The sequence below is a fragment of the Pseudonocardia sp. GCM10023141 genome, from assembly GCF_042653605.1.
Map to the genome: position 1 here is coordinate 63,684 of NZ_JBHSIR010000080.1, position 23,157 is coordinate 86,840.

General features: G+C 69.7%; 23 protein-coding genes. 12 read left to right on the top strand and 11 right to left on the bottom strand.

All coding sequences use genetic code 11. The features are described 5' to 3' along the window. Positions 1-6 precede the first annotated feature (6 nt). Entirely contained in the window at positions 7-540 is a 534-nt protein-coding gene (locus tag ACFPFQ_RS43790; RefSeq protein ID WP_379629188.1) for a hypothetical protein, read from the top strand. 106 nt (positions 541-646) lie between these two features. On the opposite strand, the gene ACFPFQ_RS43795 is transcribed toward ACFPFQ_RS43790, so the two are convergent. The 3 genes from ACFPFQ_RS43795 to ACFPFQ_RS43805 are packed head-to-tail and all read right to left on the bottom strand — an operon-like array spanning position 647 to position 4,488. Further along, entirely contained in the window at positions 647-1,834 is a 1,188-nt protein-coding gene (locus ACFPFQ_RS43795; RefSeq protein WP_379629189.1) for an ABC transporter permease, read from the bottom strand. Then, the gene (locus tag ACFPFQ_RS43800) at positions 1,831-2,742 is read right to left on the bottom strand and encodes an ABC transporter ATP-binding protein (RefSeq protein ID WP_379629190.1); all 912 of its coding nucleotides are present in this window, start codon (positions 2,740-2,742) and stop codon (positions 1,831-1,833) included. The genes ACFPFQ_RS43795 and ACFPFQ_RS43800 overlap by 4 nt, the downstream gene beginning before the upstream one ends. Before the next feature lie 30 nt (positions 2,743-2,772). After that, complete coding sequence (locus ACFPFQ_RS43805) at positions 2,773-4,488, bottom strand: sigma-54-dependent Fis family transcriptional regulator (protein ID WP_379629191.1); 1,716 nt, start codon at positions 4,486-4,488, stop codon at positions 2,773-2,775. Between the two features lie 466 nt (positions 4,489-4,954). On the opposite strand from ACFPFQ_RS43805, the gene ACFPFQ_RS43810 reads away from it, so the two are divergent. The 6 genes from ACFPFQ_RS43810 to ACFPFQ_RS43835 all read left to right on the top strand — a co-directional run bounded on the left by ACFPFQ_RS43810 (position 4,955) and on the right by ACFPFQ_RS43835 (position 12,354). After that, positions 4,955-6,589: a methane monooxygenase gene (locus ACFPFQ_RS43810; protein WP_379629296.1), complete on the top strand. Its 1,635-nt coding sequence runs from the start codon at positions 4,955-4,957 to the stop codon at positions 6,587-6,589. A 105-nt stretch (positions 6,590-6,694) separates the two neighbouring features. Next, entirely contained in the window at positions 6,695-7,756 is a 1,062-nt protein-coding gene (locus ACFPFQ_RS43815) for an FAD-binding oxidoreductase (RefSeq protein ID WP_379629192.1), read from the top strand. After that, positions 7,753-8,940, top strand: coding sequence for an aromatic/alkene monooxygenase hydroxylase subunit beta (locus ACFPFQ_RS43820; RefSeq protein ID WP_379629193.1), 1,188 nt, complete (start codon positions 7,753-7,755; stop codon positions 8,938-8,940). The genes ACFPFQ_RS43815 and ACFPFQ_RS43820 overlap by 4 nt, the downstream gene beginning before the upstream one ends. Then, positions 8,937-9,314, top strand: a complete 378-nt coding sequence (gene mimD, locus ACFPFQ_RS43825; RefSeq protein ID WP_379629194.1) for a propane 2-monooxygenase effector subunit MimD — start codon at positions 8,937-8,939, stop codon at positions 9,312-9,314. The genes ACFPFQ_RS43820 and mimD overlap by 4 nt, the downstream gene beginning before the upstream one ends. A 134-nt stretch (positions 9,315-9,448) precedes the next feature. Then, positions 9,449-11,134, top strand: coding sequence for a chaperonin GroEL (gene groL / locus ACFPFQ_RS43830; RefSeq protein ID WP_379629195.1), 1,686 nt, complete (start codon positions 9,449-9,451; stop codon positions 11,132-11,134). Positions 11,135-11,253: 119 nt separating this feature from the next. Then, positions 11,254-12,354: an amidohydrolase family protein gene (locus ACFPFQ_RS43835; RefSeq protein WP_379629196.1), complete on the top strand. Its 1,101-nt coding sequence runs from the start codon at positions 11,254-11,256 to the stop codon at positions 12,352-12,354. Between the two features lie 144 nt (positions 12,355-12,498). Here ACFPFQ_RS43835 and ACFPFQ_RS43840 read toward each other — a convergent pair whose 3' ends face one another. After that, positions 12,499-13,842, bottom strand: coding sequence for an MFS transporter (locus tag ACFPFQ_RS43840; RefSeq protein ID WP_379629197.1), 1,344 nt, complete (start codon positions 13,840-13,842; stop codon positions 12,499-12,501). A 34-nt stretch (positions 13,843-13,876) separates the two neighbouring features. Continuing rightward, complete coding sequence (locus ACFPFQ_RS43845; RefSeq protein ID WP_379629198.1) at positions 13,877-14,593, bottom strand: gamma-glutamylcyclotransferase; 717 nt, start codon at positions 14,591-14,593, stop codon at positions 13,877-13,879. Between the two features lie 27 nt (positions 14,594-14,620). On the opposite strand from ACFPFQ_RS43845, the gene mtnA reads away from it, so the two are divergent. Together mtnA and ACFPFQ_RS43855 are read left to right on the top strand one after the other, a co-directional pair. Next, entirely contained in the window at positions 14,621-15,589 is a 969-nt protein-coding gene (gene mtnA / locus ACFPFQ_RS43850; RefSeq protein ID WP_379629297.1) for an S-methyl-5-thioribose-1-phosphate isomerase, read from the top strand. Then, a complete protein-coding gene (locus ACFPFQ_RS43855) occupies positions 15,586-16,758 on the top strand; it encodes an MFS transporter (protein ID WP_379629199.1) in 1,173 nt (390 codons plus the stop codon). The genes mtnA and ACFPFQ_RS43855 overlap by 4 nt, the downstream gene beginning before the upstream one ends. A gap of 173 nt (positions 16,759-16,931) precedes the next feature. On the opposite strand, the gene ACFPFQ_RS43860 is transcribed toward ACFPFQ_RS43855, so the two are convergent. The 4 genes from ACFPFQ_RS43860 to ACFPFQ_RS43875 all read right to left on the bottom strand — a co-directional run bounded on the left by ACFPFQ_RS43860 (position 16,932) and on the right by ACFPFQ_RS43875 (position 19,419). Then, positions 16,932-17,315 carry a type II toxin-antitoxin system VapC family toxin gene (locus ACFPFQ_RS43860; protein WP_379629200.1) on the bottom strand — a complete coding sequence of 128 codons (384 nt, stop codon included), beginning with the start codon at positions 17,313-17,315 and terminating at the stop codon, positions 16,932-16,934. After that, positions 17,312-17,602, bottom strand: coding sequence for a type II toxin-antitoxin system Phd/YefM family antitoxin (locus tag ACFPFQ_RS43865; RefSeq protein ID WP_379629201.1), 291 nt, complete (start codon positions 17,600-17,602; stop codon positions 17,312-17,314). Before ACFPFQ_RS43865 ends, ACFPFQ_RS43860 begins: the two co-directional genes overlap by 4 nt. 111 nt (positions 17,603-17,713) lie before the next feature. Further along, positions 17,714-18,337, bottom strand: a complete 624-nt coding sequence (locus tag ACFPFQ_RS43870) for an MBL fold metallo-hydrolase (RefSeq protein ID WP_379629202.1) — start codon at positions 18,335-18,337, stop codon at positions 17,714-17,716. Continuing rightward, entirely contained in the window at positions 18,334-19,419 is a 1,086-nt protein-coding gene (locus ACFPFQ_RS43875; RefSeq protein ID WP_379629203.1) for an S-(hydroxymethyl)mycothiol dehydrogenase, read from the bottom strand. The genes ACFPFQ_RS43870 and ACFPFQ_RS43875 overlap by 4 nt, the downstream gene beginning before the upstream one ends. A gap of 82 nt (positions 19,420-19,501) precedes the next feature. Here ACFPFQ_RS43875 and ACFPFQ_RS43880 point away from each other — a divergent pair, with 82 nt between their 5' ends. Beyond that, positions 19,502-20,254, top strand: coding sequence for an enoyl-CoA hydratase/isomerase family protein (locus ACFPFQ_RS43880; protein ID WP_379629204.1), 753 nt, complete (start codon positions 19,502-19,504; stop codon positions 20,252-20,254). A gap of 68 nt (positions 20,255-20,322) precedes the next feature. After that, entirely contained in the window at positions 20,323-20,715 is a 393-nt protein-coding gene (locus ACFPFQ_RS43885; RefSeq protein ID WP_379629205.1) for a DUF3224 domain-containing protein, read from the top strand. Here ACFPFQ_RS43885 and ACFPFQ_RS43890 read toward each other — a convergent pair. Beyond that, a complete protein-coding gene (locus tag ACFPFQ_RS43890) occupies positions 20,700-21,131 on the bottom strand; it encodes an acyl-CoA thioesterase (protein ID WP_379629206.1) in 432 nt (143 codons plus the stop codon). The two genes, ACFPFQ_RS43885 and ACFPFQ_RS43890, sit on opposite strands and share 16 nt — an antisense overlap. Beyond that, positions 21,128-21,853 (bottom strand): MerR family transcriptional regulator, encoded by a 726-nt coding sequence (locus ACFPFQ_RS43895; protein ID WP_379629207.1) that lies wholly within the window; start codon positions 21,851-21,853, stop codon positions 21,128-21,130. Before ACFPFQ_RS43895 ends, ACFPFQ_RS43890 begins: the two co-directional genes overlap by 4 nt. A gap of 83 nt (positions 21,854-21,936) precedes the next feature. On the opposite strand from ACFPFQ_RS43895, the gene ACFPFQ_RS43900 reads away from it, so the two are divergent. Further along, on the top strand, positions 21,937-23,157 hold the full coding sequence (locus ACFPFQ_RS43900; protein ID WP_379629208.1) for an acetyl-CoA C-acetyltransferase: 1,221 nt from the start codon (positions 21,937-21,939) through the stop codon (positions 23,155-23,157).

Genomic DNA, 23,157 nt, shown 5'->3' on the forward strand with positions numbered 1-23,157 from the left:
AAGCCGATGCCCGATCAGCCGGCGGCTCCCGCCGCGGCCGCGCCGCCGCCCCGCCCCGTGCCGCCGCGACCCGCCCAGCTCCCGCAGACCCAGCCCCCGCCGCGCCAGATGCCACCGACGGCGATGCCGCCGGGCCGCCCCGCGGCGCCCCGCCACGCGGCACCGCAGCAGGTCACGCCGAAGCCGGCGCCGCCGCTCAACCGGCCGGGCACCAACGGTCATGCCGCCAATGGCCAGGTCCCGGGCGGCCAGGCGCCGCGCCCGGCCCCGTCACCGCGTCCGCGCCCGGCCCCTGCACCGCAGGCCCCGGCCGCCGAGCCGTCCCGGCGCGCTCCCGCAGGCGGGGCGATCCCCGGTCCCGACGGGGCCGCGCCGAGCCCGGAGTACACGATCAAGGGCAACGCCGACTCGATGCTGTTCCACACCCCGGAGAGCCCGTACTACCGGCGCACCAAGGCCGAGGTGTGGTTCCGCACCCCCGCCGAGGCCGCTGCCGCGGGTTTCACGGAGTGGACGCCGAAGAAGCAGCCACGCTCCTAGCGTCGCCGCCCCACCCTCGCCCCGTTGCAGGAAAGCCACTTTGCCGCAACCTCCTTGCGGGAAAGTGGCTTTCCTGCAATGTGGGGGAGCAGGGGAGCGGGGTAGATCACCCCCGCAGCGCCTCCCGCAGCGACACCCTGGCCCCGGTGCGCAGGATCGAGTTCTGGTAGATCCGCCCGGCCAGCCGCACCACCACCACGATGGCGACGAGTTCGAGCAGGGCCGCCAGCGCCACCTCCCACAGCGACGCCACCCCCAACGCGTAGCGGGCCGGCATCACCGTCTGGGAGAAGAACGGGATGAACGACAGCACCGCCGCGAAGCCGTTGCGCGGATCCCTGGGCAGCAGGTTCACCGCCAGCACGAACGGGATCACCAGCACCATGATCATCGGCGCGATCAGCGTGCTCAGCTCCTCCTGCCGCGAGACGGTCGACCCCACCGCCGCGTAGAGCGCGGCGAACAGGAAGAACCCGAGCAGGTACCAGACGATCACCATCGCGAACAGGCTCGCGGCCGCACTCGGGACGGTCAGCAGGCCGGTGACGGCGCCGCCGGCCACGCCGATCACCCCGAGGATCACGAGTTGCAGCAACCCGACCCCGCCGAGCCCCAGTATCTTCCCGCCGAGCAGCTGCCAAGGCTTGATGGTGGCCAGCAGGAGCTCCACCACGCGGCTCTGCTTCTCCTCGACCACACCGGAGGCCACCAGCTGGCCGTAGCCGGAGATCGAGAAGAACAGCAGCACCGTGCCGACGATCGCGAGTGCGAGCTGCTCACCACGGTGCGGGTCGACGGGTTCCACGGTCGACGTCGTCACCCGTGCCTTCGCGGCCACCTGCGCCGGGTCGATGCCCGCGCCGCGCAGCGCGGTGGCGAGGGTGTTGCTCTGCACCGCCGCGGTGACCACCGACTGGACCGACGGGTCGACGGTGTCGCGCGCCACCAGCTGGTAGGCGCCGGGTTCGCCGGTCAGCAGCGTGTCGAGGTCGTCGGCCGCCAGCGCGGCGCGACCGCCGGCGTCGTCGACGGTGCGGAACTCCAGCGCGGTGTCCTGCGCGGTGGCCGCCTGCTCCAGGTCGGCGCGCAGGCCCGCGGTGGCGGTGGTGAGCCCGATCGAGTGACTCGACGTCTGACCGGCGATGATGGTGATGAGCAGGCCGATGCCGCCGAACAGCACGAGCGTGACGATCAGGCTGATCACGAAGCTGCGCGAGCGCACCTGGGTGCGGAACTCGCGGCCGGCCACCAGCAGCACGGCTTGTGCGGGGGTCAGCGGGGCGTCGACGGTCATGACGCCACCTCGGCCGCAGCCGGGGCGTCCGACACGACGTGTCGGTAGAGCTCGGTCAGGGGTTGACGCCGTCGCCGGAACTCGTGCACCGGTCCGGCTGCGAGTGCCGCGGCCAGCACCACCTGGTCGTCGAACGGTGCGACGAGCCGGACCTGCGTCGCGGTGCCGGAGCTGGTCACGACCTCGACCCCGGTGAGCGCGTCGGCCCAGCCCGCGGGCGGACCGTCGACGTCGAGCACGACCGCGTCATCGCGTGAGCGCAGCTCCTCGACGGTGCCGACGGCCACCATGCGACCTGCGGAGATGATGCCGATCCGGTCGCAGAGCCGTTCCACCAGCTCGAGCTGGTGGCTGGAGAAGATCACGGGGACGCCCTCGGCTGCCTTGTCGCGCAGCACGCTGCTCATCACCTCGACGGCCGTCGGGTCCAGCCCGGAGAACGGCTCGTCGAGCACCAGTACCTGGGGTTCGTGGCTCAGCGCGGCGCACAGCTGCACGCGCTGCTGGTTGCCGAGCGAGAGCTTCTGCACCTCCTCGCCGACACGGGCGGAGATGCCGAGCCGCTCGGTCCACTGCTCGACGGCCGTGTCTGCGGCCGCGGCCGGCATCCCGTGCAGCCGGGCGAGGTAGCGCAACTGCTCGCCGACCTTCATCTTCGGATAGAGCCCGCGCTCCTCGGGCATGTAGCCGATCCGCCTGCGGACGTCCGCATCGACGGGTCCGCCCTGCCACCGGACCTCACCGGCATCCGCCGCCAGTACCCCCAGCACGATGCGCATGGTGGTGGTCTTGCCGGCGCCGTTGCTGCCGACGAAGCCGAAGACCTCGCCGGGACGCACGGCGAACGAGACGTCGTCGAGCGCCCGCAACCTGCCGAACCGTTTCGCTATCCCCCGGATGTCCAACATGAGTCGGACCCTAGAGGGCGTCGACGACGATCACCTGATCTCGGGCGTGCTCGTGGCGATGCCGTAACCGCGGATCTTGCGGTAGATCGTGGCGCGCGACATCCCCAGCTGGCGGGCGGCCTCTGCCTTGTTGCCGTTGTTGTCGAGCAGGGCGCCCACGATGGCGTCGCACTCGATGGCCTCCAACGGGGTGAGCACCCGACGGGTGATCGCGTGCGTCTCCGGCGGCAGGTCGGCCGCGGTGAGCACACCCGCGCGTCGGCGGGCCACCGTCTTGCGCAGCACGTGGTAGAGCTGCTCGACGTTACCGGGCCAGCGGTTGCGCATGAGCACGCGCAGCGCCTCCGGCGAGCACGTGAGGTCGGAGCCCCGCGTCAACCGGGCGATCATGTGCGGGACGAGCTCGGCGACGTCCTCGACGTGGTGGCGCAGCGGCGGCACCTCGACCGTGCGCGGGAAGAACTCCAGCAGGTCGGCGTTGGCATCGCTGCCCGCCAGCCCGCCCGTGCCGACCGTGACGGCGACCCATGGCCGGCCGGGGTCGGTGGAGTCGCGGTGCGGCTCGAGAGCGTCGGTGAGCGCCTGCATCCCCTCCGCCGAGAGCCGGTCGACGTGGGAGATGACCAGCGTGCCGTTGTCGGTCTCCAGCTCCTCGACGAGCTCGGAGATCCAGCGGGGGCCGTAGTCGTCGGCGTCGAGCAGGCGCATGTGCCCCGCGGGGGTGCGCATCTGGTGGGTTGCCCTGGCCAGGGTGGTCTTGCCCGTGCCGGGCTCACCCTCGAGCACCAGCCATTCGCGGCTGCGGAAGTGACGGTCGACGGCCTGGCAGCACTTGGCCCACAGGACGCTCGAGCCGACGGCTGCCGGCAGCGCGGCGGGGTGCGCGACCGCGACCGCCCGGCCACGGGTGGCGTGATCAGGAGCGGCGAGCTGCACGTGGAGCACGCCACCGACCGAGCTGCGATCGCTCCAGCTCGGGCGGACCTGCACGCGCGCTACGGCGCCGCTGGGCAGGTCGACGAGCAGCAACCGCTGCCCGGAGGTCATCGCCTCGGTGGCGCCCGCGATCAGGGTGACCTGGTCAGCGGGGTTGATGAGGTCGCGGGCCTTGTCGTTCATCATCACGAGCCCGGGGCTGATGGCGAACACGGCACCGCGGTTGCGGCCGCAGGCGGCCAGGTAGTCGTGCAGCAGCGCGAGCTCACGCGGGCCGGACTGGTCGAGCAACGCGCCCTCGATCTGGCGGGCGATCCGGGCGACGGCCGTGGACATGAAGCGACCGGCGTCGGGACGCCAGCAGGTGAGGTCGACGACGCCCAGCAGCTTGCCGCTGACGGGGTGCCAGATGGGTGCTCCGGCGCAGGCCAGATCGGCGAGGTGCTCCACGTAGTGCTCGTGGCCGAACACCTGCACCGGACCGCGACCCTCGAGTGCTGTGCCGATGCCGTTGGTGCCGATGAACTTCTCGGCGTAGCTGAAACCGGGCGCCAGCCAGACCTTGTCGAGGTGCTGGTGCAGGGCCGAGTCACCCGTGCGCCGGTCGAGTACGACCCCGTCGGCATCGGTGAGGATGACGCTGACGGGCTCGCCAGCCAGCTGGTCGGCGACGTCGGACAGGATCGGTGCAGCGGCCCTGGTCAGGGGCGAGTCGGCCTCGGGATAGAACTCGGAAGACAGTTCCACGCTCTCGGCGGCCACGTCCCACTCGCGGGAACGTGTCCACGACGCCAGGATGGTGTCGCGCACTGCTCCTTCTTCGACCTTGTCATCGACAAGGAACGAAGTACGAGCGCGCACAAGGCCCGCGGCGGACCGTTCGATCCGTCGCGCTGGCGTAGGGGCGTGTGGGCGGCCCAAGCGGTGCCCTCCTCGGCGCAACCGACGCTCCGCCTCGGTGCGGAGCGAACGCCTACGAACCGTACCCCCAAATGCACTCCTCGTCGAAGAGCCGCTGGGGACTGCCCATCGTCTCATATTGAGACCTCAGGGCCGGTGGCAGGGCGGTGTGATTCCCAGCACGAGATGAGGAGCGGGTTCGGCCATGCGCCGACCCGGTCATCGCCTCGGGTCCACCTTCGCAGCCGGAGCCACCCGCGTCACACCCCGGCATCGCGGATGGGGGCAGACCACGGGAACTGTGATGCGCGTCCGCGTCGCGCAGAACGAGCCCCGGCCCACCACCATGTGAGGAGACGCCGTGAGTCGGCAGAGTCTGGCTAAGGCTCACCAGAAGATTCAAGAGCTTTCCTGGGAGCCGCAGTACCACGAGCCGTACATGAAGTACGGCACCGACTACACGTTCCGTAAGGCGGCTAAGAAGGACCCGCTCAAGCAGGTTCTTCGGTCCTACTTCCCGATGCAGGAAGAGAAGGACCACCGCGTCTACGGCGCGTCCGACGGAGCGATCCGCGGAAACATGTTCCGCCAGGTCCAGGAGCGTTGGCTGGAGTGGCAGAAGCTGTTCCTGTCGATCATTCCGTTGCCTGAGGTGTCCGCTGCACGGTCGATGCCGATGCTGTTCCACGTTGTGCCCAACCCGGAGCTGCACAACGGCCAGGCGATTCAGATGATCGACGAGGTTCGCCACTCGACGATCCAGCAGAACCTCAAGCGCCTGTACATGAACAACTACATCGACCCGGCAGGCTTCAACAACAGCCTGCGGAACTTCCACAGCGACTACTGCGGCACCATCGGCCGTCAGTTCGCTGAGGGGTTCATCACCGGTGACGCCATCACCGCGGCCAGCATCTACCTGACGATCGTCGCCGAGACGGCATTCACGAACACGCTGTTCGTGGCCATGCCGGCCGAGGCTGCGGCGAACGGTGACTACCTGCTGCCCACGGTGTTCCACTCGGTCCAGTCCGACGAGTCGCGTCACATCTCCAACGGCTACGCGACCCTGCTGATGGCGCTGTCCGATGAGGACAACCGTCAGCTGCTCGAGCGCGACCTCCGCTACGCATGGTGGAACAACCACCGTGTCGTGGACGCCGCGATCGGCACCTTCATCGAGTACGGCACCAAGGACCGTCGTAAGGACCGCGAGTCCTACGCCGAGATGTGGCGCCGTTGGATCTACGACGACTACTACCGCTCGTACCTGGTCCCGCTCGAGAAGTACGGCCTTGTCATCCCGCACGACTTGATCGAAGAGTCGTGGAAGCAGATCTGGGAGAAGGGCTACGTCCACGAGGTCGCGCAGTTCTTCGCCACCGGTTGGCTCGCCAACTACTGGCGCATCGACGCGATGACCGACACGGACTTCGAGTGGTTCGAGTACAAGTACCCGGGCTGGTACGACAAGTACGGCGCATGGTGGGAGAACTACAACCGCCTCGCCGTGCCGAACGGGCACAACCCGATCGTCTTCGAAGACGTCGACTACGTCTACCCGGCCCGCTGCTGGACCTGCATGGTCCCGTGTCTGGTCCGTGAGGACATGGTCATGGCCGACATCGACGGCGTGACGCGCACGTACTGCCACGAGGTCTGCCGCTGGACCGATGTCGAGGCCTTCCGGCCCACGTACCAGGGTCGCGAGACCCCGAACATGGGCAAGCTGGTCGGGCACCGTGAGTGGGAGACGCTGTACCACGGCTGGAACTGGGCCGACGTGGTCTCGGACATGGGCTTTGTCCGCGACGACGGCAAGACGATGACGGCACAGCCCCACCTCGACTTGGACCCCAAGAAGATGTGGACGCTGGACCACATGCGGCGTTGTCCCCCGCTGGGCAGCCCCAACGTGTTGATCAACGAGATGGACGCTGCCGGTAAGGCCGCGTTCCACGCTGATTACATCCGTCAGGGCCCTGCAGGACGACCGGCACCCAGCGCCTGAGCGCGGGTCAGGTGAGGGGGGAGGGCCGGCGACTCCATCGTCGGTTCCTCCCCCTGCCAGGCCGGACTCAGCACTGCACACAGGTCGACCGGTGAAGGAACAATAATGGGTGAGAAGCACACCGTACGGTTCGAGCCGGTCGGCATCGAAATCGAAGTCGACGAGGATCAGAACATTCTTCGTGCGGCAGCCGAGCAGGGCGTTCAGCTCATGCACGGTTGTAAGGAAGGCCAGTGTGCGGCCTGTAAATCGTTCGTCCTCGAAGGCGATCTCGACGACATCGATCTCGATCGGTACTCCACCTTCGCTCTCCCTGACCAGGAGAAGGAGGAGGGCCAGACACTTCTCTGCCGGGCTCACGCCTACGGCGACCTGGTGATCGAACTCCTCAATTACGACGAGGAGATCATCAGGTCCGGGTTGCCCTTGAAAAAGGGTGTGGCAGAGGTTGTGTCCAATGAGTCGGTGACGCATGACATGCGTCATCTGGTGTTGAAACTGGTCGAGCCGGCGGAGATCAAGTTCTTCCCCGGTCAGTACATGGACATCATGGTGCCCGACACGGAGGAGAGCCGCTCGTTCTCCATGGCCAACACTCCGGGCCGGGAAGGGCACTTCGAGTTCGTCATCAAGGTCTACCCCGATGGCTTGTTCTCGGAGTTCCTCGCCAGCAAGGTCCAGATCGGCGATCGGCTCGATGTCGAGGGGCCGTTCGGCACGTTCACGCTCCGGGAGAGCAGGTCCGCACCGCTGATCTTCGTCGGCGGTGGGGCCGGGCTCGCTCCGGTGCTGGGACTGCTTCGTTCGATGGCTGAGCGCGGGGTGGAGCGCCAGTCCGTCTTCTACTACGGGGCCCGGCAGCAGCGGGACCTGTGCTTCGAGAAGGAGCTTCGGGAGCTGGAGGAACTCCTCCCCGGCTTCCGATACGTCCCGGCGCTCTCCGAGCCTGCCGAGGGCGACGAATGGGACGGTGAGGTCGGGCTGATCACCGACGTCGTCCAGCGGTGCGAACCCGACCTGAGCGGGCGGGAAGCCTATGTCTGTGGACCGCCGCCGATGGTGGACGCGGCGATTCCGCTGCTCACGGCGCTAGGAGTTCCCGAGCAGTACATCTTCTACGACAAGTTCACCACCACTGGTGAACAAGGAGGCGAGGACGGCCAATGACGACCACGCAACGCCCGGAACGCAGCGTTCCGAAGCCAACCTTCACGGATGCGGAAGCGGGTGCGCAGGAGTTCCCCGACTCCAGCGCCTCCGCCCGCCGGTACAACTACTACACGCCGGCGAAGCGGAAGCAGACCCACTACGAGGACGTCACGGTCGACGTCCAGCCGGATCCCCGCCACTACCTGTCGCAGGGTTGGATCTACGGCTTCGCCGACGGCTCGCGCGGCTACCCGTTGACGTGGACGAAGCTCAAGGCGTGGGGTGTCGACAAGCCAGAGCCGGAGAACGGCCCCGGCTCCGGCAGCAACCACGTCGTGGACTGGCCCGCCCACGGCTGGCACGAGTTCCGGGATCCCAACGAGGAATGGGAGATGACGTTCTATCGCTACAACGCGAACGTCGTCCGCCAGACCACCCAGAACATCGAGAACGCCCGGCAGGCCAAGGCGTTCGACAACTGGGCTCCCAACTGGAAGACCTTCGTCGAGCGCAACGTCGGCGCGTGGATGCACATCGAGCACATCCTCGGTCTGTACGTCTTCGCTGCCTGTAACCGTTCGGGTCCGACGAACATGCACAACACGGCCATGGTCGTGAACAGCATGCACAAGATCCGCTTCGCGCAGGACCTCGCGATGTACAACCTCACGCTGTCCGAGGAGATCGAGGGCTTCGACGGCGCCGCGCACATCGACGCCTGGAACAACGACGCCGAGTGGCAGGGCGTCCGCAAGGTCACCGAGGCTCTCACGGCCATCGACAACGACTGGGGCGAGTCGATCTTCGCCACGAACGTCGTGTTCGAGCCGCTGCTCGGTGAGCTGTTCCGTTCGAACCTCGTGCAGCAGGCCGCTGCCAGCCACGGCGACTTCGTGACGCCGACGGTCATCGGCGCCGGCGAGTACGACTACTCCCAGCGTGACCTGCGCTGGACCCAGGTGTGCTTCGCTCCGCTGACTTCCGACAAGGAGTTCGCGGCGCACAACAAGGAGCTCATGCAGGGCTGGCTCTCCAAGTGGGTGCCCCTGTGCCTGGAGGCGGCCCGCGCCATGCAGCCCCTGTGGTCGCAGGCTGACCACAAGCCCCCTCGTTTCGAGGACGCCCTCGACCGGGCCAAGAGCCGGTTCGCCGGCATCGTGACCGAACTCGGACTGGAGCCCCCGAAGGAGCTGTCGCAGTGACCAGTTTCAAGACCAGTGAAAGCCCGTTCAAGGTCAACAACACGGCTTCCAACATGGCCGGCGTCACCCTGATGAACAACCAGGTCGGCGTCATCGTGGCGGAGGTGATGGATCGTCAGGACAACGTCACCATCACCCACCTGCCGTCCATGATCCGTGTGGACTGCGTGGGCCGGATGGATTTCGTCTACGACGAGATCTCGGAAGCACTCGGCGAGGAGGAGGGCTTCTACGACGCCTCCGAGTTCGAGGAGAACATGTCCACGCACTACGGCAAGATGATCCACATGGATGACCGCACGGTCATGTTCGGAAACCTCGAGGAAGCCGCTGAGTTCATCGGCGACATGCTTCCGCCCGAGGTTTCGGCCTAACTGGCGGAACCTTTCCACACCATCCCCGGGTCGCAGTCCGCGCATTCCGGCGCGGACCGCGACCCGGGCCGCTTTCAGCACGATTCTCAATTACCCCGCGCAGTTGTTGAGATCTCTATTTCCGGGAGGGCCACGTGGCCAAGGAACTGAAGTTCGGACAGGAAGCCCGCGATCTACTGAAGGCGGGAGTCGACCAGCTGGCCGAAGCCGTCAAGTCCACGCTGGGGCCGAAGGGCCGCAACGTCATCCTGGAGAAGATCACCGGTACCCCTGAGGTCACGAACGACGGTGTGACCATCGCCCGTGAGATCTATCTGAAGGACCCGTTCGAGAACATGGGTGCTCAGATCCTCAAGGAAGCGGCGATCAAGACCAACGACATCGTCGGTGACGGCACCACCACGGCCACGGTCATGGCGCAGGCCATCGTCCGCGAGGGCATGAAGGCGATCACCTCGGGTGGTAACCCGGTGCTCGTCAAGCGCGGGATCGACGTCGCGGTCGCTGCGATCGTGGAGCACCTGTCCACGGTGGCGCACCCGGTCGACAACCTCGAGCAGCTCTCCCGCGTGGCCGCCATCTCCGCCAACGACGACGAGTCGATCGGTTCGGTCGTGGCCCGGACGCTGCACACCGTCGGCGACGACGGCGTGATCTCCGTCGACGACGGCCCCGTGCTGGGCCTCTCGGTCAACTTCGTCGAGGACTTCGAGTTCGACAACGGGTACGTCTCGCCCTACCTCGTCACCGACCCCGGTTCGATGATGGCGATCCTCGACGACTGCTACATCCTGCTGTCGGCGGAGAAGATCACCGACGTCCGGTCGCTGATGCCGATGCTCGAGCGGGTCATGCGTGACCCCCGGCCGCTGGTGATCATCGCCGAGAAGGTCGAGGGCTCTGCACTGCAGATGCTCGTGCACAACCACGTCAACGGGCACCTGAAGGTCACGGCCATCCAGGCACCCGGCTTCGGTGAGAAGCGCGTGCACATGCTGGAGGACATCGCCGCACTGACCGGCGGCAAGGTGCACAGCAAGGCGTCGTCGTTCTCGCTCGACCAGATCACCCTCGAGCACCTCGGCCGCGCCCAGCAGGTCCGCGCCACCAACGAGCACACCGCGATCATCGGTGGTGCCGGCGCCGCCGACGCCGTCGAGGTCCGGCTCAGCCAGCTGCGTGCGGAGATGCACCGCGCCAGCATCGGCACCGACGAGGACTGGCTCAACGACCGCATCGCGCGGCTGTCGGGCAAGGCCGCGATCATCTCGGTCGGCGCGCCCACCAACGCCGAGCTCAAGGAGATCCGGCACCGCGTCGACGACTCCCTGCAGGCCACGCGTGCGGCCATGGCGGAGGGCATCGTCGCAGGCGGTGGCGCTGCGCTCCTGCACTCCGAGGCCGCGCTCGACAAGCTCGAGGTCTCGGGCGACTACGAGATCGGCGTCGAGATCGTCCGGCGGGCGCTCACCGAGCCGGTGCACCTCATCGCCTCCAACGCCGGCTACGACGGCGTCGACGTCGTCAAGCAGGTCAGCGACCTCGGTATCGACGACGGCTTCGACGCCCTCGAGGGCCGCTACGGCAACATGATCGAGATGGGCATCATCGACCCGCTGCGCGTGGTCCGCTCTGCCCTGCAGAACGGCGCCTCGGTCGCCGGCCTGATCCTCACCACCAACTCGCTGGTGGCCGAGGAGCAGACCCCGTGGAACAAGTCGCTGATGACCGAGTTCGGGCCGCTCGACGACGGCATCCCGCAGCCGTCGCCTGACTCGAGCACGCCCCAGTCGATGGGGCTCGGCCCGCAGATCGGCTAGATCGCCGCGTCGAGGGGTGCCGGACAGCTCGGGCCGCGCGTGTCGTGGACCGGGTTGTTCGGCGTACCCCGAAGTGCCACCAGCTGATCGCAACGTTCGGACGACGAGAGGAGGCCGGCGTGTACACCATCGGGGGTCGGCGCGTCCTCGTGGTCGACGCCCAGGTGCATGCCTGGGACGCCAGCCCGCACAACCAGGCGATCCCGGACGGTGAGGTCTACGCGATGGACCTCCTGCGCCGGCATCGCGAGCTCGACGGGGTCGGAGTGCCACGCCACGAGGTGGAACGGGTATCGGAGCACAGCCTCACGCGGGACGTGTTCCAGGCGGGCCACGTCGATCGCGCTGTTCTGCAGCCGGTGGTGCTCGACGACCTGTTCGTACTCGGGTTCAGCCCGTTGGCGTGGCACGCCGAGATCGCCGGCTGGATGCCCGACCGGTTCGTGCTGAGCGGCGAGCTCGACCCCGGCGCCGGACGCACCGGGGCACGTGGCCTCGTCCCGCAGGTGCGGCGTTTCGACCTGCGCGGGATCACGCTCTGCGAGCGGCGGCGACCGGTCGGCCGGATGCGCCTCAATGACCCGTGGCTGCGCCGCGCACTGGCCCAGGCCGGTGAGTCCGGTGCGGACGTCGTGCACATGGGTGTGGGCCCATCGGCGCGGCCCGCACCGTGGCGGCGGCAGCAGCCACGGCCCAGCGCGATGTCGGCGGGGCCGCCGCGCGTGCCGGACTGGGCCGAGCCGCTGCGCACCGGATCGGCGCTGCCGGCCCGGGAGCGCGCCGCCGAGCGGGTGGCGCCCCCCGGGTTCGACGCCGACCAGTTCCGCGAGCTCGCCGCCGGGCTGCCCGACATCCGGTTCGTGCTCGGTGCGGCCTGCCTGACCACCGAACAGCTGTGCCCGCTGGCCCGGCTGCCCAACGTGTACGTGATGCTCACCGAGATCCTGCCCTGGATGGGCTCGCTCGACTTCGCGCACGCGTTCGGCAGGCTCCTGCAGGCGTTCGGTCCGAGGCGGCTGCTGTTCGGCAGCGGCTACCCGATGGTGCGCCCGGCCCGTCTCGTGCGGGAGCTCGCCCGCTACCGCTTCCCCGCCGAGGTGGCGGGCCGGTACCCCACGTTCGATGCCGCTGCTGCGTGCGCGGTGCTGGGTGGCAACGCCGCCCGGCTCTACCGCATCAGCGTTCCGATGTCCCAAACCGTCGCCGCGGCGGGTGCATGAGCTGCGCCCGCCGCGGTTGATCAATCGCCGCCGATTTCGCACTCTCGGCACGGTGATCTCGCCGAATCGTCACGCGCGCCGGCCGACGGCCCCGTGTCGGAACGGCGAAATCGCCGTGCCGGAACGGCGAAATCAGCCCTGCGGTCAGGCGGGCACGGCCTCCTTGTCCGTTCCGGGGATCCGCGTCGGGTGGGAGATCGAGATCCGCGCGGTCTCCGGCATGAGCATGATCGGCACGATCGCGATGGCAGCCGCGGCCATCAGGTAGTAGGCCGGGATGTCGGTGTTGCCGGTGCCGCTGATCAGCGCTGAGATGATCAGCGGTGCCGTGCCGCCGAACGCGGCCGTCGACGTCGAGTAGCCGATGGAGAAGCCGCCGTAGCGGTTGCGGGTGGGGAACATCGCGGGCAGCGCCGAGCCGATCGTGCCCAGGATCACGACCAGCAGGCCGCCGAGGATCGCGATGCCGAGCGCCACCGGGAGCCAGTCGCGCAGGGCGATCAGGCGGATCGCCGGGTAGCTCAGCACGACGAAGCCGATCGCGGCACCGAGCAGCAGCGGCTTGCGGCCGATGCGATCCGACAGCGCCCCGATGGGAGCGATCACCACGAGCATGACGAGCATGACGCCGATCAGCAGGAGCAGCGACTCGGTGTCGCTGATCTGGAGCACCTGAGTCAGGTACGTGGGCAGGTAGGTCAGCAGCGTGTACACGGCGACGTTCAACATGATCACGAAGCCGATCAGGTTGAGGATCTGCGGCCAGACGTTGCGGATGACCTCCTTGAACGGGGCCTGCGACGTCTCACCCGCCGCTTCGGCGGTGCGGAACGCCGGGGTGTCCTCCAGCTTCGAACGCAGGTAGAACCCGATCAGGCCGAGCGGGCCCGCCACGAGGAACGGGATGCGCCAGCCCCACGAGTTGAGGGACTCGGGGGACAGGCCGAGCTGCACGATCGTGGCCAGCACCGCGCCGAGCACGGTGCCGGTCAGCGTGCCGAACTCGAGGAACGCCCCGAAGAACCCGCGCCGCTTGTCCGGCGCGTACTCGGCGATGAAGGTGGCGGCCCCGCCGTACTCGCCTCCGGTGGAGAAGCCCTGCACGAGCCGTGCCACCAGCAGCAGGATCGGGGCGAACACCCCGATCGTGGCGTAGCTCGGGATCAGCCCGACGCAGAACGTCGCCACCGACATCATGACGATGGTGGTGGCGAGCACCCGGCGCCTGCCGAACCGGTCGCCCAGCGGGCCCAGGATGATGCCGCCGAGCGGTCGCAGGATGAACGGGATCGCGATGCCGGCGAACACGAACAGCTGCCGTGCGGCCGGGTCGGCGTCCGGGAAGAAGTTGATGCCGATGCTGGCGGCGAGGTAGCCGTAGATCGCGTAGTCGAACCACTCGACGGCGTTCCCCATCGCGGCCCCGGCAACCGCACGGCGCACGGTGCGCTCGTCCGGTTGGGATTCTTTGCGCAGCTCAGTGGCCATTCCTCGACGCTCCCAGGATCGTTTGGCATCGAAGCTAAACCCGTTCGGCGCAACCTGCAGGGTCTGGCGGCCACGGCGGCGGGCCACCGACGACGGTCTCGGCGTCGAGCCCGTCGCCCGCCGCCGCCTCTCCGACCAGGTGCTGGGCGGCGGCCTGGGCCACGTCCGTGCAGCGCACGAGCTGTCCGTCGACGAGCAGCGGGCGGCGGATCCCGGAGTGCCCGAGGTAGCACCACGGCCGCTCGATCACGGTGCCGTCCTCGGTGCGGACGGAGCCCGAGTGCAGCCGGGCCAGCCGGTAGCGGTCGCCGCGGCCCTCGCAGCGGTCGAGGACCGTGACCTGCTCGGCGGTGGCCAGCCATACGGCGTGCCGCTCGGTGCTGCCCGGTGCGAGTGCGAGCACCGCGGGGCGCTGGCCGTCGCGCGTCCGCAGCCCGGCGGCCCACACCGCGGCGAGGTCGCGGGTCTGCACCCGCACCACCACGACGGGGTCGGCGCCCAGCCCGAGCTCGCTGCGCAGCCAGGTGATCTTCGAAGGGCAGCGGTTGGAGCCGTAGGTGAGCACCGGGCCGCGGGCCGCGACCGGTGCCGCCCCCCGCCCGGACAGCCACGCGTCGAGTGAACCCCCGCCGACGACCCAACCGGACGGGCCGCTCGTCATCGGGTAGGAGTGGCCGCTGACGTGCACGAACGACCCCGGCGGCACGGCGCCGGGATACGGATCCGCGGGGAACTCGGCGTCGGGCCACACCGCCTGGACACTACTGTCGATGCCGTGCTGCCACGGACGATCGACTGGGTGGACGACCGGATCGCGCTGCTCGACCAGACCGCGCTGCCCGACGTGCGGATGCTCGCCGTCGGATCGGTCGACGAGCTCATCGACGCGATCCAGCGGCTCGCGGTGCGGGGAGCCCCGGCGCTCGGGGTGGCCGGCGCGTTCGGTGTCGCTCTCGCCGCACGCACCGCGCAGGGGCCGGAGCTCGCCGCCACGGCGAAGCGGCTCGCGGCCGCCCGTCCGACGGCGGTGAACCTGGCCGTCGGGGTGCGGCGGGCGCTCTCGGTTGCGCCCCAGGGCGCCGCGGCGGTGCTGGCTGCCGCGTGCGCGCTGCGCGACGAGGACGTGGCGTCGTGCCGGGCCATCGGCGCACGCGGGGCCGACCTGCTCGGTGAGCTGTGCGGTCCCGGCCCGTTGCGGCTGCACACGCACTGCAACGCCGGCGCGCTGGCGTGCGTCGAGTGGGGCACCGCGCTCGGGGTGGTGCGCTCGCTGCACGAGCAGCGGCGCGTCGAGTTCGTCGTCGCCGACGAGACACGGCCGCTGCTGCAGGGATCCCGCATCACCGCCGTCGAGCTGGTGGACCTGGGCATCCCGCACCGCATCGTCGTCGACGGCGCCGGCCCGTCGATCATCGCGCGCGGCCTGGTGGACGCCGTGGTGGTCGGTGCCGACCGCATCGCGGCCAACGGCGACGTCGTCAACAAGATCGGGACGTATTCTCTTGCGCTCGCCGCGGCGCGCAGGGGTATCCCGTTCCTCGTCGCGGCTCCGGAGACCACCGTCGACCTCGCGACCCCCGACGGCGGCGCCGTCGAGATCGAGGAGCGGGCGGCGGCCGAGGTGCTCACGGTCGCCGGTACGCGGATGGCACCTGTGGGCAGCGAGGCCTGGAACCCGGCGTTCGACGTGACCCCGGCCGACCTCGTCACGGCGATCGTCACCGATCGCCGGGTCTGGCGTCCGTGACCCGGACGGCGCGCCCGGCCGCCGGGCTCGGTGGCGTGCCGTTCCGGCTGATGCTGGGCGCGTCGGTGCTCGCGTTCAGCGGGTACGCGATGCTGCTGGCCGTCGTGCCGCTCTGGGCGGCGCGGGGTGGTGCCGGCGCGCTCGGGGCCGGCGCAACCACCGGTGTGTTGATGCTGGTCACCGTCGCGACGCAGGGCGCCACGCCGTGGCTGCTCGCGCGGATCGGGCACCGCTGGGTGCTGGGGCTGGGCGCGCTGCTGCTGGGTGCACCGACCCCGCTGCTGGCGCTGTCGGCAGAGCTGGGCCCGGTGCTGGCCGTCTCGGCGCTGCGGGGGATCGGATTCGGACTGGCGACGGTGGCCGGGAGCGCACTGGTCGGCGAGCTGGTGCCACGTCGGCAACAGGGGCGCGGCGTCGCGGCGTACGGGCTGGCGACGGGGCTGCCGCAGCTGGTCTTCCTGGCCGCGGGCGTCGCGCTGGTGGACCGGCTGGGATTCACCGTGGTGTTCGTGGCGGCCGGGATCCTGCCGGTCGTGGGGGCGCTGATCGTGCCGGCCGTCCGGCCGGTGGAGCGGCCCGCGGCGGTCGAGACGGTGGCCGGGGCATCCGTCGCGTCGCGGGTGTCCGCGGCCGCGCTGGTACCGGTCGTGGCCATGCTGGCCTGCTCGATCGCGCAGGGCGGCCTGATCACGTTCCTGCCACTGGCGGTCCCGGACGCCGGCCCGCTCGTGGCGGGCGCGTTGTTCGGCACCGCGGGCGGGGCCATGGTCGGGCGGCTCGCAGGCGGTGAGCTGGTGGACCGGCTGGGCTGGGGCGGACGGCTGCTGCGCCCCGGCGCGCTGCTGGCAGCGGCCGGGATGGTGGCGGAGGTGCTGGCGATCGGGTCGGCCGGCGGCGGGGTGCTGCTCGTCGTCGGGGCGGTCGCGGTCGGGCTCGGGTTCGGCGTGGTGCAGAACGATGCGATGACGGGCCTGTTCACGGCGTACGGCAGCGGCCGCTACGGCCCGGCCAGCGCCGTCTGGAACGCCGCCTACGACGCCGGCACGGGCCTGGGAGCCGTGGGGTTGGGGGCGGTGGCCGACCCCTTCGGCTACGGCGCCGCCTTCGCAACGGCCGCGGGATTGTGCCTGGGCACGGTGGTGGTGCGGGGGCGGCGGTCGGCTCGCTAGCGGCGAGTGATCCCGTTGCAACGCGAGAGCCCGGAGCGCCGGTCGGGTGATCAACGCCCACAGGTTCCGGTTCGATCATGAGCCACTGCGCGCTCGACCAGGTTGTCACCTTTCATGGCGGCACGCAGGCCATGACGGGCTCCTGCAACTCGGATGCGGTGGGGACCGCGGCCTCAGACCGGGGCGGCTGTCGGGATGCGGTGGCTCTTCGCGGCGGCGGCGAGGCGCGTGTCGTAGGTGAGCAGCACGTCCAGCTCGTCGCGGAGCAGGAGCGCGGTGGCGAGGTGGATGGCATCGAGCGTGCGGAGCAGTGGGTCGGGCAACCGGCCGGCGGACTCCAGCACCGCATCGGTCAGATCGACCTGGGTGACCTCGCCGAGCAGGAGGTCGGTGCGGGGGAGTTGGGTGGCGTCGACCCGGATCGTGCTGCGCCGGGCCTCGACGGCCAGGAGCGCGCTGGAGACGGTCGGTTGATCGCCGATGGCGCGGAGCAGCGCCGTGGACTCGGGTTCGGCCCACACCGCCTTGAGGAACGCGGACGTGTCGAGGTAGATCACCAGCGCTCCTCGTCGCGCATCTCCTGCAGGACCTCGCTCAGCGGCCGGCTCCCCGCGGGTGCGGGCGGCGGTGGCATGTGATCCATGAGCCGCCCCCGACCGCGGCGGAGCCGGCCCGCAGCCTCCAGCCGGTCGAGCACCGAGCCGGGCTCCTCCGCGGGCACGAGGTAGGCGACGAGCTTGCCGCGATCGGTGACCGGGATCCGCTTGCCCGCCTTGGCCATGGCCACGTAGCGCGAGGCGTGCTGGCGCAGCTCACGGATGCCGACGCTCTCGGGCTCATCCATCCGCAAAAGGTAGCACCTATGTGCTACATCGGTTTGGGCGGCCCGTTGCAGGAAAGCCACTTTCCTGCAACGACGTTGCGGCAAAGTGGCTTTCCTGCAAGGCGGGGTGCGCTAGTGGCCCCGCTCGATCCATTCCTGCAGCTGCGGCAGCTCGGCTCCGACGGTCGTCGAGCCGCCGTGGCCCGTCCGGACCACCGTGTCGCCCGGCAGCGTGAGCAGCCGGCCCCGGATCGAGTCGATGATCGTCGGGAAGTCGGAGAACGAGCGACCCGTTGCCCCGGGCCCGCCCTGGAACAGCGTGTCTCCCGTGAACACCGTGCCGAGGTCGGCGGCGTAGAGGCACGACGAGCCGGGCGAGTGGCCCGGCGTCGTCAGCACCTGCAGCGCCACACCGCCCGCCTCGAGTCGCTGCCCGTCGGTGAGCTCACCGTCGGGCTTGCGGTCGGGGTGGGTCATCTTCCACAGCGGCGCCTCGGCCGGGTTGAGCAGGATCGGGGCCGAGAAGCGGTCGGCGAGCGCCGGCGCCTGGTTGACGTGGTCGTCGTGCGCGTGGGTGCACACGACGGCGATGACACGCCGGTCGCCGACGGCCGCCGCGATCTTCTCCACGTCGTGTGCGGCGTCGATGACGAGCACCTCGCGCTCGTCACCCACGAGCCACACGTTGTTGTCGACGTCCCAGGTGCCCCCGTCGAGGGAGAACGTGCCGGACGTGACGACGTGGTCGACACTCACAGGACCACGACCGAGCGCAGGACCTCGCCGCGCTCCATGCGGTGGAAGGCCTCTTCGACATCGCCGAGGCCGATGGTCTCGCTGACGAACTTCTCCAGCGGGAGCCGGCCCTGCAGGTGCAGGTCGATGAGCATGGGGAAGTCGCGGCTGGGCAGGCAGTCGCCGTACCAGGAGGACTTGGTGGAGCCGCCGCGGCCGAAGATGTCGATCAGGGGCAGGTCGACGGTCATATCGGGGGTGGGGACACCGACGAGCACGGCGGTGCCGGCGAGGTCGCGGGCGTAGAAGGCCTGCTTGAAGGTCTCCGGCCGGCCGACGGCGTCGATGACGACGTTGGCGCCGTTGCCACCGGTGAGCGCCTGGACGCCCTCGATGGGGTCCTGCTGGCGGGAGTTGATGGTGTGGGTGGCGCCGAAGCCCTTGGCCCACTCCAGCTTCCGGTCGTCGATGTCGATGGCGATGATGGTGGTGGCGCCGGCGAGCTTGGCGCCGGCGATGGCGGCGTTGCCGACGCCACCGCAGCCGATGACGGCGATGGAGTCGCCCCGTCCGATCTTGCCGGTGTTCATGGCGGCACCGATGCCGGCCATGACGCCGCAGCCCAGCAGGCCTGCGACCTCGGGCTTGGCGGCGGGGTCGACCTTGGTGCACTGGCCGGCGTGGACGAGGGTCTTCTCGATGAAGGCCCCGATGCCCAGTGCGGGGGACAGTTCCCGGCCCGACTCGAGGGTCATCTTCTGGGTGGCGTTGTGGGTGGAGAAGCAGTACCAGGGCTCACCGCGACGGCAGGCGCGGCAGGTGCCGTCGACGGCGCGCCAGTTGAGGATGACGAAGTCACCGGGTGCGACGTCGGTCACGCCCTCCCCGACGGATTCGACGATCCCGGCGGCCTCGTGACCGAGCAGGAACGGGAACTCGTCGTTGATCCCGCCTTCGCGGTAGTGCAGGTCGGTGTGACACACACCGCACGCCTGTACCTTTACGACGGCCTCACCGGGCCCGACGTCCGGGATGGTGATCGTCTCGAGCGACACCGGCTTGCCCTTGCTGTGGGCGACGACCCCGCGGACCTGTTGTGGCATGGGTACTTCCCTCATCTCGGCTCTGAGCAGACTTCGCTGCGTAGCGTGCCATGTGACCTGCGCGCCGGTAGGTTCAGATCTCGTGATCGAGCGGGTGAACGACGGCGACGTCGCGGTGCTGACGTTGAACCACGGCGCTGTGAGCGCCCTGGACATCGAGCTCTGCCAGGCACTCGCCGAGCAGTTCCGGGCGCTGGCGGGCGATCCGGCTCGTGCGGTGGTGCTCACAGGTACCGGCCGGGCCTTTTCGGCAGGTGTCGACCTGCGCAAGCTGGTCGACGGCGGCCCGTCCTACGTCGAGGAGTTCCTGCCGGCCCTCTCGCAGGCGTTCCGGGCCATGTTCGCGCTGCCCAAGCCGATGGTGGCGGCCGTCAACGGGCACGCGATCGCCGGCGGCTGCGTGCTCGCCGCCTGCGCCGACGCCACGATCATGGCCGACGGCAATGGCCGGGTCGGGTTGCCGGAGACGCGGGTGGGGGTGCCGTTCCCGCGGGTGCCGCTGGAGATCGTGCGCTTCGCGGTCGGTGACGTCACGGCCCGGCGCCTCGTCGTCGGCGGCCAGACCTATCCGGTCGCCGACGCCCGGACCCTCGGGCTCGTCGACGAGATCGTCGCGGCCGACGAGTTGCTGCCCCGGGCCGTCGCCGTGGCTGCCGCGCTCGCAACCGACATCCCGGCCGACACGTTCGCCGTCACCAAGGCCCAGTTGCGCCGCGACGCCGTCGAGCGGATCGATCGCTACGTCGACGAGGACGAGTCGATCGCGGAGATCTGGAGCAGCCGCGTCGCCGACGGGTGGATCGCCGAGTACCTCGCGTCCGTCACGCGCAAATAGCCGTCACGCGCAAGTAGGCTGTCGCGTTCGTCCAATACCGGCTCGCGCCGCATCGCGACGATGGACGCATGACGACGACGACAGGGCGCTTCGACCTCCCCCGCTGGGACGAGGAGGTCTACGACGACGCTGAAGGCGCGAAGCTGGTGCGGGTGAGCAGCGCCAAGGTCTTCGAGGGCGGCATCACGGGCACCAGCGAGGTGCAGATCCTGCAGGCGTTCGCGCAGGAGGGCGCGGCGGCCTACGTCGCGATCGAGCGCGTCACCGCCGCGGTCGACGGCAGCAAGGGCACGTTCGTGCTGATGCACGCCGCGGTCGGCTCGGCCGCGGGCGGCTCGATGGACGTCTCGGTGGTGCCGAACTCCGGCACCGGTGAACTGTCCGGGCTCACCGGCAGCCTGGTGATCGCCCGCGCGGCCGACGGCGAGCACACCTACACGTTCGACTACGCGCTGGACTGAGTCGGTCGCAACGCCGCGGGCTCACCCAGGACCGCTGCGACGGACGGCGGGATCTCGCGCTTGCCGGAGCCGTCGGTGGCGATCACCACGTAGACGGTGCGGGCCGAGCACGTCACCTCGGTGCCGTTGCGGCGGATCTCGAAGTCGAGCGCGAAGCTGGTGCGCCCGATCCGGGCCGTCGAGACCGCCACCTCGACCGTGTCGTGCCAGCCGATGCCGGCCTTCCAGTCGATCTCGGTGTTGACCAGCTGCACGTCGAAGCCGGACGCGATCAGCTCCGGGTAGGGCAGGCCGCGCTCGGCGAAGAACGTGGCCATCGCCTCGTCGAAGTACGACAGGTACCAGCCGTTGAACACGACACCCTGCGCGTCGACCTCGAAGTAGCGCACGGTGAACGGGTGGATCACCGGCTTCATCCGACCCGCTCCCTGATCGTGCGGTTGACCGCCCGCCCGAACGCGGTGACCACGCCGCGCACCGTGATCGGCTTCAGCTGGGCCAGTGCCGCGGCGAGGCTGGTGCGCTCCGTGGCCGGGCGGCCGCGGTCGCGGTAGGGCTGCAGCACCTCGCGCTGGAACATCGCCATCAGCTCCTCGGCGAGCGCGGTGGTGTGCTTCTCGATGATCGCCGAAGCCAGCCGCCAGGTGTCGCCGGGCAGGCCCGAGTCGAGCACCGCGAGGCCCTCGCTCAGCAGGGCCACGCCGTTGAGCCGCAGGCGCCCGCCGTCGAGGGTGACGATGACGCCGAGGCTCTCCAGCGCGTCGAGGTCGGCGGCGGAGAGGTGTCGACCGGCACGGCGCTGCAGCTCGACGACGGTGAGCTCCTCGATCTGCTCGGGCACCCACGGCGTGAGCAGCGCGCGTTGCAGTGCGAGGTCCTCCGCGCCCGCCGTGGCGGGCAGCCGGGACATCTGCGCCTCGATCGCGGCGAGGGTGAACCCCAGCGCCGACAGCTCGCTGACCAGCTCCAACCGGGCGAGGTGATCGGGCCCGTAGAGCCCGGTGCGCCCGCGCAGCTGCGGTGGCGGCAACAGGCCGCGGCCCGCGTAGAACCGGATGGTGCGGATCGTGATGCCGGTGCGCTCGGCCAGCTGATCGATCGTCAGCAGATCCTGATCGGGTAGCGATGGTGCCGCCATGGGTGGTGAGACTACGCGTAACCTTGACCTATGTGACAGTGCTGCTGTAACAAAGGCAGTACATCCCCTGAGGAGAGGTCTGCATGTCCGAGATCCCCGAGGCATACGTCTACGACGCCATCCGCACGCCGCGCGGCCGGGGCAAGGCCTCCGGTTCGCTGCACGAGGTCAAGCCGGTGTCGCTGGTCGTCGGCCTGATCGACGAGATCCGCAACCGTTTCCCCGAGCTCGACACGAACGTCATCGACGACGTCGTGCTCGGTGTCGTGTCGCCGATCGGCGACCAGGGCGGTGACATCGCGAAGACCGCCGCCATCGCGGCCGGCCTGCCCGACACCGTCGCCGGTGTCCAGCTCAACCGCTTCTGCGCCTCCGGGCTCGAAGCCGTGAACACCGCAGCGCTGAAGATCCGCTCCGGGATGGAGGAGATGGTCCTCGCCGGTGGCGTCGAGGTGATGTCGCGCGTGCCCATGGGCTCCGACGGTGGCGCCTGGGCGATGGACCCCGACACCAGCTACGAGACCGGTTTCGTGCCGCAGGGCATCGGCGCCGACCTCATCGCCACCCTCGAGGGCTTCTCGCGCACCGACGTCGACACGTTCGCCGTCGAGTCGCAGTCGCGCGCCGCCAAGGCGCAGGCCAACGGCTACTTCGCCCGGTCGGTCGTGCCGGTGAAGGACCGCAACGGGCTCACCGTGCTCGACCACGACGAGTTCATCCGCGCCAACGCCAGCCTGGAGGGCCTCGCCGGCCTGCAGCCGTCGTTCGCGATGATGGGCGAGGCAGGCGGCTTCGACGCCGTGGCGCTGCAGCGCTACCACTGGGTCGAGAAGATCGACCACGTGCACCACGCGGGCAACTCCTCGGGCATCGTCGACGGCGCGTCGCTGTGCCTGATCGGCACCGAGGCCGCAGGCAAGGCCAACGGCCTCACCCCGCGCGCCCGCATCGTCGCCACCGCGCTGTCGGGCGCCGACCCCACGATCATGCTCACCGGCCCGGCCCCGGCCAGCCGCAAGGCGCTCGCCAAGGCCGGCCTCACCGTCGAGGACATCGACCTGTTCGAGATCAACGAGGCCTTCGCGGCCGTCGCCATGCGCTACATGAAGGACATGGGCATCTCGCACGAGCAGACCAACGTCAACGGTGGCGCCATCGCCATGGGCCACCCGCTGGGCGCCACCGGGGCGATGATCCTCGGCACCCTCATCGATGAACTGGAACGGCGTGACCTGCGCTACGGCCTCGCCACGCTCTGCGTGGGTGGCGGCATGGGCATCGCGACGATCGTGGAGCGGATCTGA

Bases quoted from the DNA above. Each gene is read 5' to 3' on its own strand.
- ACFPFQ_RS43790 (WP_379629188.1), top strand. From the start codon at position 7: ATGCCCGATCAGCCGGCGGCTCCCGCCGCGGCCGCGCCGCCGCCCCGC.
- ACFPFQ_RS43795 (WP_379629189.1), bottom strand. From the start codon at position 1,834: ATGACCGTCGACGCCCCGCTGACCCCCGCACAAGCCGTGCTGCTGGTG.
- ACFPFQ_RS43800 (WP_379629190.1), bottom strand. From the start codon at position 2,742: ATGTTGGACATCCGGGGGATAGCGAAACGGTTCGGCAGGTTGCGGGCG.
- ACFPFQ_RS43815 (WP_379629192.1), top strand. From the start codon at position 6,695: ATGGGTGAGAAGCACACCGTACGGTTCGAGCCGGTCGGCATCGAAATC.
- ACFPFQ_RS43820 (WP_379629193.1), top strand. From the start codon at position 7,753: ATGACGACCACGCAACGCCCGGAACGCAGCGTTCCGAAGCCAACCTTC.
- ACFPFQ_RS43840 (WP_379629197.1), bottom strand. From the start codon at position 13,842: ATGGCCACTGAGCTGCGCAAAGAATCCCAACCGGACGAGCGCACCGTG.
- ACFPFQ_RS43865 (WP_379629201.1), bottom strand. From the start codon at position 17,602: ATGGATGAGCCCGAGAGCGTCGGCATCCGTGAGCTGCGCCAGCACGCC.
- ACFPFQ_RS43875 (WP_379629203.1), bottom strand. From the start codon at position 19,419: ATGCCACAACAGGTCCGCGGGGTCGTCGCCCACAGCAAGGGCAAGCCG.
- ACFPFQ_RS43885 (WP_379629205.1), top strand. From the start codon at position 20,323: ATGACGACGACGACAGGGCGCTTCGACCTCCCCCGCTGGGACGAGGAG.
- ACFPFQ_RS43890 (WP_379629206.1), bottom strand. From the start codon at position 21,131: ATGAAGCCGGTGATCCACCCGTTCACCGTGCGCTACTTCGAGGTCGAC.
- ACFPFQ_RS43895 (WP_379629207.1), bottom strand. From the start codon at position 21,853: ATGGCGGCACCATCGCTACCCGATCAGGATCTGCTGACGATCGATCAG.
- ACFPFQ_RS43900 (WP_379629208.1), top strand. From the start codon at position 21,937: ATGTCCGAGATCCCCGAGGCATACGTCTACGACGCCATCCGCACGCCG.